The organism is Pedobacter sp. 01N416 (assembly GCF_056399685.1).
The window spans coordinates 1-10,680 of sequence record NZ_JBFTRT010000114.1 but is presented as its reverse complement, the minus strand read 5'-3'; the positions used below and the strand labels follow the sequence as shown (position 1 = coordinate 10,680).

General features: G+C 41.0%; 6 protein-coding genes. All 6 read left to right on the top strand.

Annotation, left to right across the window (positions count from 1 at the left end):
• On the top strand, positions 1-616 hold a 616-nt coding region (locus AC1DND_RS08420), incomplete at its 5' end, for a TIGR03915 family putative DNA repair protein (RefSeq protein WP_477580737.1).
• A 240-nt stretch (positions 617-856) separates the two neighbouring features.
• Entirely contained in the window at positions 857-1,147 is a 291-nt protein-coding gene (locus AC1DND_RS08415) for a co-chaperone GroES (RefSeq protein ID WP_010599229.1), read from the top strand.
• A gap of 134 nt (positions 1,148-1,281) precedes the next feature.
• Positions 1,282-2,916, top strand: a complete 1,635-nt coding sequence (groL, locus tag AC1DND_RS08410; RefSeq protein ID WP_477580735.1) for a chaperonin GroEL — start codon at positions 1,282-1,284, stop codon at positions 2,914-2,916.
• 351 nt (positions 2,917-3,267) lie between these two features.
• Positions 3,268-9,150, top strand: coding sequence for a PKD domain-containing protein (locus tag AC1DND_RS08405; RefSeq protein WP_477580734.1), 5,883 nt, complete (start codon positions 3,268-3,270; stop codon positions 9,148-9,150).
• Positions 9,147-10,166 (top strand): PorP/SprF family type IX secretion system membrane protein, encoded by a 1,020-nt coding sequence (locus AC1DND_RS08400; protein WP_477580732.1) that lies wholly within the window; start codon positions 9,147-9,149, stop codon positions 10,164-10,166. Before AC1DND_RS08405 ends, AC1DND_RS08400 begins: the two co-directional genes overlap by 4 nt.
• A 23-nt stretch (positions 10,167-10,189) precedes the next feature.
• Positions 10,190-10,680, top strand: a 491-nt coding sequence (locus tag AC1DND_RS08395; protein ID WP_477580730.1) for an MgtC/SapB family protein, incomplete at its 3' end; no start/stop codon positions are given.

Genomic DNA, 10,680 nt, shown 5'->3' with positions numbered 1-10,680 from the left:
AGAAAAAGCAGATCGGGTTTGGGCAGGGCTGCAAAAGAAACTCAAAAAGGATTGGCACCGCAAATACTATTGCACCTATTTATCAGAAATACCAGAGGCTTACAATCACCTCTTTCAGTTTACCATATATATTTTTCAAAATCAATTGGGTGCAGAAAGTAATTATGGCAATCCACATGTAATTGCACTGGCTAAATATGCCAAAAGCGTAGAAAGGGAAAAACACAGGATGGAAGCATTTATCCGTTTTCAAAAAACTGGCGATGGGATATTTTATGCCAATATAGATCCTGATTTTAATGTACTGCCTTTAATATCCAATCATTTTAAAAACCGTTATGCCGATCAGCCTTGGGTAATTTACGATTTAAAGCGCAAATATGGCTTACATTATAATTTAACAAGCGTTGAAGAAATTACGATCAGCTTTAGCAACGGTGCAGATAAGCAAAATCTTGCGCCAGTTTTAATGGACGAAAGTGAGGCATTGTACGCAACCCTTTGGAAAGATTATTTTAAAAGTGCCAACATTGTAGCGCGGAAAAACACCAAACTGCATTTGCAGCATGTACCTAAAAGATATTGGAAATATTTAACGGAGAAAGTTCCAATTTAGCGAACAAGAGTTAACAACTCCAATATCATATAGGTTGGTCGGTGGTCAACACTGAATATACATGCAATAAATCTGGCTAAAAAATCAAAACTTACTGCCATGCTGACACCCACATTCTAAATTAGCGTAAAAAGTTTGACAGTTTGGTGAAAATTTGTCCCGCTAAACCTCTTGGCATAAAAAGTGTTAATTGTAAGCTTAGTTAAAAACTCAAATCAAAATAAAAAAATAATAAAAGTTATGGCGTTAAACCTTAAACCAATTGCTGGCAGTTCGAACAGAGTAATAGTTGAACCGGCTGCGGCAGAAGAGAAAACTGCATCAGGTTTGTATATCCCTGATACTGCAAAAGAAAAACCATCTAAAGGAACTGTAGTTTCTGTTTCTGAAGAAGATGCTGAAGGTAAAAAAGCGAGTGTAAAAGTTGGCGATGTTGTAATTTATGGTAAATACGGTGGTACCGAATTCCCTTACGAAGGTAAAGATTACTTAATTATGCGCGAAACTGATATTTACGCTGTTGTTGGRTAAAAATTAATGATTGAATGACTGAATACCTCAAATGAGTGAATTCAGCATAAATCAACAAATAAAATAATAATGTTAGAATGAAAAAGCACAAACTCAATCATTCTCTCATACAATCATTCAAAATTTAAAAAATAATGTCAAAACAAGTAAAATATAACGTAGAAGCTCGTGATGCCCTGAAAAGAGGTGTTGATATTCTTGCAAATGCAGTAAAAGTAACTTTAGGTCCAAAAGGACGTAACGTAATTATTGATAAAAAATTCGGTTCACCTGCAATCACTAAAGATGGTGTTACAGTTGCAAAAGAAATCGAATTGAAAGATGCCGTTGAGAACATGGGTGCTCAAATGGTTAAAGAAGTAGCTTCAAAAACAGCTGATATTGCTGGTGATGGTACTACTACTGCAACTGTATTGGCTCAGGCAATTATTACTACAGGTATTAAAAACGTTGCTGCTGGTGCAAACCCAATGGATTTAAAACGTGGTATTGACAAAGCGGTTGCTGCTGTTGTAGAAAACTTAAAATCTCAATCACAAGCAGTTGGTGATGATAACAATAAAATTAAGCAAGTTGCCTCTATCTCGGCTAACAATGACGAAGTTATCGGTTCGTTAATTGCTGAGGCAATGAGCAAAGTTGGTAAAGATGGTGTAATTACGGTTGAAGAAGCAAAGGGTACCGAAACTGAAGTTAAAACAGTTGAAGGTATGCAATTTGACAGGGGTTATTTATCTCCATACTTTGTTACCAATGCAGATAAAATGGAAGCTGAATTAGAAAATCCTTACATTTTAATCTATGACAAAAAAATCAGTAACATGAAAGAATTGTTACCGGTTTTAGAAAAAACTGTTCAAACTGGCAAACCATTGGTTATCATTTCTGAAGATTTAGATGGCGAAGCTTTAGCAACATTGGTAGTTAACAAAATCCGTGGTTCGTTAAAAGTTGTTGCTGTTAAAGCTCCAGGTTTTGGTGATAGAAGAAAAGCAATGTTAGAAGACATCGCAATCTTAACCGGTGGTATTGTAGTATCAGAAGAAAGAGGTTACAAATTAGAAAATGCTGATTTAACTTATTTAGGTTCTGCTGAGAAAGTTGTTGTTGATAAAGACAATACAACTGTAATTAACGGTGCTGGTAACTCAGATGATATTAAATCGCGTGTTAGCCAAATTAAATCTCAGATCGAAACGACTACATCTGATTACGATAAAGAAAAATTACAAGAGCGTTTGGCTAAATTAGCTGGCGGTGTTGCCGTTCTTTATGTAGGTGCAGCCAGTGAGGTTGAAATGAAAGAGAAAAAAGACCGTGTTGATGATGCTTTACATGCAACCCGTGCGGCTGTAGAAGAAGGTATCGTTGCTGGTGGTGGTGTTGCTTTTATCCGTGCAGTTGAAGCTTTAGCGGATTTAAAAGGTGCTAATGAAGATGAAAACACTGGTATCCAGATCATCCGTCGTGCTATCGAAGAGCCATTACGTCAGATTTGCGAAAACGCAGGTATTGAAGGTTCTATCGTAGTTCAAAAAGTTAAAGAAGGTAAAGCTGATTTCGGTTACAATGCACGTACTGATGTTTACGAAAACTTAATTGGTGCTGGTGTTATCGATCCAACTAAAGTAAGCCGTGTAGCGTTAGAAAATGCAGCGTCTATTGCAGCGATGTTATTAACTACTGAAGTTGTTTTAGCAGACGAACCTGAAGAAGGTGGTGCTCCAATGCCTCCAATGGGCGGCGGTGGCATGGGTGGTATGATGTAATACCATTCATAGCGAAACTATTTCGTGTAAAAATACACCCTCAAGGTATAAGGCCTTGGGGGTTTTTTTATGCTCTATTATAGCAAAAACGAAACTTTGCCTAAGCTATAACCCATTCATTTAGTTAATGTTGGTGTAAAATTCTATGATTGTCATGCAAAAATTACGTTCTTTGCAGCGAATATTTATTGACGCGTCTTAGGTCGAATACTCATTTCTGAGATTGGATTAAAGCAAGTTTAACTAACAACGCTTCCAGAACGCAATAAAATCATTCCCTAGTGTTAGAGATTTATGAAGATTCGTTGTAAAAGGAAATGGCTTTCTTTTGTCCTGTTTTTTGGGACATTTTTGTTTACGTCAAATGTTTTCGCCCAAATTACCATAGGCTCAGTTGATGCAGGCCCTTTTACCCCAGGCAGTACTATTGCCGTTCCTTTTAATATCAGTGCAGGCTGTGCCGCTCAAGGGAACCAATTCCAGTTATATCTTTCCGATCAGAATGGAAGTTTTGGCGCCGAAACACTTATTGGCAGTTACACCGGCTTCTATAGTACTTACATAAATGGTAAACTTCCTGCAACACTTACGCCTGGTACAGGTTATCAGGTTAGGATAAAATCTACCGCTCCTGCATTCACAAGCACACCATCAACAGCTTTTGAAGTAAAGACGGGACCACCAGTTGAGGCTAAATTAACATCAACATTGTTAAATGTGGCCAATGATGAAACTTTTGGTACCTGCACCAGTAAGGCCAATAATTCTTTCTTCCTCACAAATGCATCTACAGCAAACAGTACAGTTACCGCGAGCATAACTGACGAAGTAAATGGAGGGAGTCCAACATTAATCAATTTCCCCACAGCAATACAACCTTTTAATGCTCAGCAGACACATTATACCATTTACACTAAAGCTGTGATGCCGGATGGCTCGGTTGCAACCAAGGCTTATCTACTGATTAACAATAAAGCGATAACAGCTTTTGCCAATTCGGGCAATACAGTGGTTTGTTTGCCCTTAGGCGCCTTAACATTTAGCGTAGATGTTAGTTCGAGCGCAGGTATTCAAAACAATTTTCCGGGAGATATTTATACGATTACCTGGGGCGATCAAACTACCTCAACCTATACACTTTGTGAGATTATTGCCAATGGTGGTAAGGTTACACATGCATATACCAGATCATCTTGCGGAAGTGTTTCTACTTCAAGTGCTGGCACAATTTATAATGCTTTTGATGTATCTATTAATGTATCGAACGCTTTCTGTACTACAATGGGTACACCCGTTTCCTCTTCGGCTAAAGTGGTGGTAAAACCGATAAATTCGTTTGCTTTCAATACGCCGGGTTGTACCAATGCCGACATCACGTTTGTTAATACATCTGTTTTAGGCGAAAACCCAAACACCAATACTGCAGCCTGTACCCCAAATAATGTAACCTATAACTGGTATGTTGATGGTGTGATTAAAGAGGTTGACAAGCCCAAATCATACAATTTTGTATACAAATTTCCAACGCATGGAGAGTATACTATTAGGTTAGAATCTAAAAATATTACAGGCGAGTGCGATGCCGATCCGGTAGAAATGAAAATCTGCATCCAAGATCCGCCAAAGCCTGATTTTAGTCTACCTTCAACTACCATTTGCTCTGGAACAACTTTAAAAGCTACCGACCTTTCTGTTTTAGACAATACCTGCAATGCAGCCAATAATTATTCATGGTCAGTTAGCCCAGCGGTGGGCTTTGTTGGTGGTACAAATGCCGCAAGCAAAGAACCGGAGTTCAATTTTACCAGTCCTGGCACCTATACTATTACCTTAAGCATCAGCACACCGTCATGCGGTGTAATTATCAGCCTACCACAAACTGTTGTGGTTAATGTGGGGCCTGTAGCTACACTATCGCCTGATATTACCCTATGTAATCTGGCTACTTACGATTTTAACAATACCACAACAGGGCCAACCCAAACATTAATTACTGGCACGACAAAAGATTTACCCGATAGCTATACCTGGACAGTTTCACCATCAGGATCGGGCACCTATAGCTTTACCGGTGGTACAACCGCCAACTCTAAATATCCATCGATAAAATTCGATAGCTACGATACTTATACCGTAACTGTTGTGCACAAAAATAATTGCGGCACCGCAACCGATACCCAAATTCTAACCTTCAGTACAGCACCAGTGATTAGTGCGGGGCCAGACCAAAATATCTGTTTTAACGACCCCAGTTTTACACTTAACGGAACCATAACCGGAGCCACCACAACACAAACCTGGATTGGCGGGGCGGGAACATTTACACCCAACAGAAATGATTTAAACGCAACCTACACGCCAACCGCAGCCGAAAAAACAACTGGTACGGTTACTTTGAGGTTAAGGGTTACCACCGCACTCGCCGCCCCCTGCAATCAGATTGATGATGATATCATTCTTAAAATAAAACCCAATATCAGTTTAACAAGCGCAGTGGCTAAAACCATCTGTACAGGTAATAGCGTTGCATACACTCCCACCTCTGCAGTAGCAGGCGTAACCTACACCTGGACCGCTGCTACCGGAACTCCATCTGCAACTGGCTATACCGCCAACGGAAGCGGCCCAATTAACGATATCCTCACCAATAGCGATCTTAATGCCGATGCAAGCGTAACTTATATCATCACTCCTCATTTTGATGGCTGCGATGGAACGCCATTTAATTTAGTGGTTACCATCAAACCTAATCCTATTGTCACACCAACTGCAGGCAGTACAACCATCTGTAATGCCACTTCATCAGCCATAACCTTAACAACAAACCTAACAGGCGTAAACTATACTTATGTCAGCGTGATAACCGGAGTAATAACCGGAAATAGCAATAGAACGGTAGCATCGGCAGGAACGCAGATCAACGATATTTTAACCAATTCTGGCACCACTCCAGGTACAGTAACTTATACCATTACGCCTGTATCTACAAATGGTTGCCCAGGCGCGCCAGCCAGCATTACCATTACGGTTTTGCCAAGTGTAACACTGCCAAATGCTGGTCCGGATGAAGCGATCTGCAATGCCAGCACTTACACCTTAAAAGGAAATACGCCAGTAGTTGGCACAGGCAAGTGGACGATCGTTAGCGCACCAACAGCTGTAACTTTTGCTGATGACACACAGGGCAATACAACAATTGCTGGTTTACAGGYCGGAAATACTTATACCTTTAGATGGACAATAAGCGACACCAACTGTTCTGCATCCAGTGATGATGTTCAGGTCACCGTTAACCCGCTCAGTGTTGGCGGCACAACCGCTGGAGATGTGAATGTATGTGCAGGTGCAAATAGCGGAAACATCAGTTTAACAGGCCAAGTTGGAAACATTATCCGTTGGGAAAGATCTATCAACAACGGGGTAAACTGGTCTACCGTTACCTCAACAGCAAATCCATATGTATTTTCTAACCTCACTATAAGCACACAGTACCGCGCAATAGTACAAAGTGGTAGCTGTGCAGAAGCCATATCAACCTCAACTACCATCACAGTAAATCCGGGTACCGTTGCGGCAAATGCAGGCGCAGATCAAAACTTGTGCAGTGGAAATGGCATTACCTTAAATGGGAACAATCCTTCACCCAACAGCGGTGCGTGGACTTTAATATCATCACAAGCTGGCCTTACCATAACCGACCCTACACTGTACAACACCACGGTTACTGGTTTGGTACCAGGGCAAACTTACACCTTCAGGTGGACCATTTCTGGTTTTAACGGCTGCCCCCCATCCGTAGATGATGTAACGGTTACTTATTACTCACCTGTTACCAATAATATTAGTGCATCATCAGCACCAGTTTGTGCAGGCCAAAGCATCGCCATTACAGGCGATACGCCTACTGGCGGAACGGGAACATTTGCCTACCAATGGCAGAGCAGTACCGATGGAAATACCTGGAGCAATATTCCTTCGGCCATCAACAAAGACTTAAGCCTAATTGTAAGCTCCTCAACTTATTTCAGAAGATTAGTGAACAGTACCATCTGTACTTCAATTAGTAATTCGCTACAGATTATCGTTTTACCAGGCCTAACCAACAATACCATTTCTGCCGATCAAAACATTTGTATCGGCACAGTTGCTGCAACTTTAACAGGTACTACGCCGAGTGGTGGTAGCGGAACTTACGTGTACCAATGGCAATCGAGCTTAAATGGAACAGCCTGGAGCGATGTATTGGGCGCAAACAGTGTAAGCTTTACACCTCCAACACCAATCGTAAGCATTTATTATCGTCGATCGGTAGCTAGCGGTGCTTGCAGCAACAATTTAAGTAACCAGATTAAGATAACAGTTAATCCACATGCTAAGGCAGAATTAGTTTTTAATACAGATAAAGGTTGTTCACCCTTTGTTTTAACGCCAACCAATATATCGGCTACACCTTATACAGACCGCAACAATACTTACACCTGGTTTGCCAATGGCGTACAGATTGGTACAGGAATTACCTTTCCTGGCTATACCATTGCAACAGATAACGAAACTGTTATTATCAAATTGGTCGTAACTAGCAGCCTGGGCTGTAATAACGATGAAACCAGTCATACTTTTAGCACAATACAAAATGTAACCGCCACCTATACACAAAATACAACATCCGACTGCGGACCTTTAAACGTTGTTTTTAGCAATACTTCCAATTCACTAACAGCAGCTACCTTTAACTGGGATTTTGGAAATGGCACCACTTCAAATTTGGCTCAACCGCCAGCGGTTACCTACCAGCCAGACCCAACAGGAAAAGATCTTACTTATAACGTTACTTTAAAGGCCACAACCGCTTGTGGCACCACCACGCAAACCTCAACCGTATTAGTAAAAGCAAAGCCGGTTTCCGTTTTTTCTCCAGATAAAACAACAGGCTGCTCCCCTCTCCCTGTTACCTTTAGCAATACTTCCCCTGGAAATTATACCAGCTATACCTACGATTTTGGTGATGGTTCAGCACCTTTAACCGTTACAGATAAAAATAGTGTAAGCCATACTTATACCACTTTGGCTGTGAGAGATTACATTGTAAAAATGACCGCAACCAATGAATGCGGAAGCAATGAATCTCAATATTCTATCCACGTTTCGCCTAATGACATTACGCCAGAATTGGTAGTAAACAGCAACCAACTTAAAGGTTGTGCACCTTTAAAAGTCGATTTCTTTAACAATACCAAAGGTGCCAGCACTTTTGTTTACGATTTTGGCGATGGAAGCACTACAGTAACCCATACTGCACCTGAAACCATATCACATACATTTACCCAACCTGGAAAATATACCATTACCTTATACGCATCAAACAACTGTTCTAATGCTTCAACAATCGAAACTGTTGAAGTTTTGCCACAACCTTCTGTGAGTTTCACATCAGATAAGACAAGTGGCTGTGATGGTGTTACCGTAAAGTTTAAAAACATCAGTACAGGTGCTATTGGTTATGTTTGGGATTTTGGAGATGGATCACCAACATCGAACGCTATAGAGCCTATGCATACTTTTAATGGTCCAGGGAAAAATTATACCGTTACCTTAATGGCAACCAATGCACTCGGCTGTACAAACAGCACTACCATAGCCGATTTTATCCATGTTGTTGCCCCACCAATCGCTACATTCACTGTTAGTCCTGGCAATGAAGTATCCATTCCCAACTATTCATTTGCCTTTAAGGATATCAGTACCGATGCCGTAAGCTGGGAATGGACTTTTGGTGATGGGTCGGGATCAACCCTGCAAGACCCAAACCATACCTATGCCAATGAAGGCACTTATAATGTAACCCTGAAAGTGCTGAACAAAGAAGGTTGTTCTTCAAGCACCTTCCAATCGGTGCGGATTATTGGTGTACCGGGTTACTTAAATATCCCCAATTCATTTATGCCCGCAAGTGCGAAAAACGAGATAAAAATCTTTAAAGCAAAAGGCCGCGGTATAAAAGAGTGGCAGATGTCTGTTTTTAACAAATGGGGACAGTTACTTTGGGAAACGACTAAATTGGACGATAACGCACCGCTGGAGGGCTGGGACGGTACTTATAAAGGACAGGAACAACCGCAAGGTGTTTATTACTGGAAAGTAGATATAAAATTTATTAATGGCAGCGATTGGAAAGGGATGACTTACGATTCATCTCCACCAAAGAAAACGGGCGTAATATATTTAATAAGATGATGAGGAGAGGGATAATATTATTTGTGTTTTGGTTGCTGCCGATGGTTTCGTTGGCACAGGACCACATTTATTCGCAGTTTTACAATGCGCCGATTTACTTAAATCCCGCTTTAACAGGTCAGTTTGAGGGCGACATCAGGTTTAATGCCTTATACCGCAACCAATGGACAGGGTTAGCCAGTGATTTTTCGTACATGAGTGCTTCTGGCGACCTCAATCTACGGAGATTAAACAGCGGCATTGGCCTAATTTTTAACCGCAGCAGCGAGGGTACTGCTTACCTGGTAAAGAACAATATTGCCCTAAGCTATTCCTATATCATCGGTGGAGACGATTTTGCCTTATCATTTGGCTTACAGGGAGGCATCACTAACCAAAAGCTAAACTGGGATAAACTTGTTTTTGGCGATCAGATCGATATCAATACAGGATATATTCCTGGTAGTATTTCTGGCGCCGAAAGGCCAAGTGTAGATAGTCGGTATTATTTCGATTCCAATGCAGGTGCCAACCTCGTAGTGGGGAAATTCATGATGGGATTAGCAGTACATCATCTTAACCGTCCGGATGAATCCTTATCAGGTTTTCAGGCCAAATTGCCGATGCGTATCTCAGGCAATTTAAGTTACAAGTTAACCTTGGTGCCAGATGAGTACGATCGCGATGGGAATTACCTCATCCCATCCATTGTTGCCTACAAACAGGGCAATGTGAAATCGTTCAGTGCGGGCATGCAATATAAATATGCGGGCATAAATGCAGGTATATGGTATCGCAACGATGGCAATTCGAATGGAAATGATGCGATTGTTTTTTCTGTAATCTTCGATATTTTTAACCGCAGAACAAACGGCGAAAAATTCAGGCTAGGCATCAGCCATGATGCTACAACCTCTAAAATCAACTACACCAACACCAGCGGAACATCCGAAATTGGCGTGGGTTATGAAAAATATTTTCCAAATAGTTCGAATGGTGGCAGGGCAAATGGCCTAAGATGTTACGATTTTTATTAATTTGCCTTTGATAATTCAAGGCGATGAACGAGATCATAGACCAAAACCATTTCATTACACAAAGTGAAATCAATAAATTTCTATTGGCTACCCTGCTTTGTGGCATAATCGGAGCAGAACGCGAATACAGAAGTAAATCTGCCGGACTCAAAACCATGATGATGATTGGTTTGGGTGCTACCCTATTTACCATTCTGTCTATCAAAATCGGACCAACCAGTCAAGACCGCATTGCCTCTAATATTGTTACTGGAATCGGGTTTTTAGGCGCTGGGGTAATTTTCAAGGAAGAAAACCGCGTTAAAGGGMTCACCACGGCTTGTATCATCTGGATTGTTGCTGCAATTGGAATGGCCGTAGGCTCTGGTTATTACGAACAGGCTATAGGGGTAACCATTGTGGTTTTATTGGCGTTGATTATTTTCCCCTTTTTAGAAGAAATTGGCGACCGTCGTTTTACCAAAAGGCTTTATCGCATTGTTAAAAAACAGCACACCCATGGCAATTTAGAAAG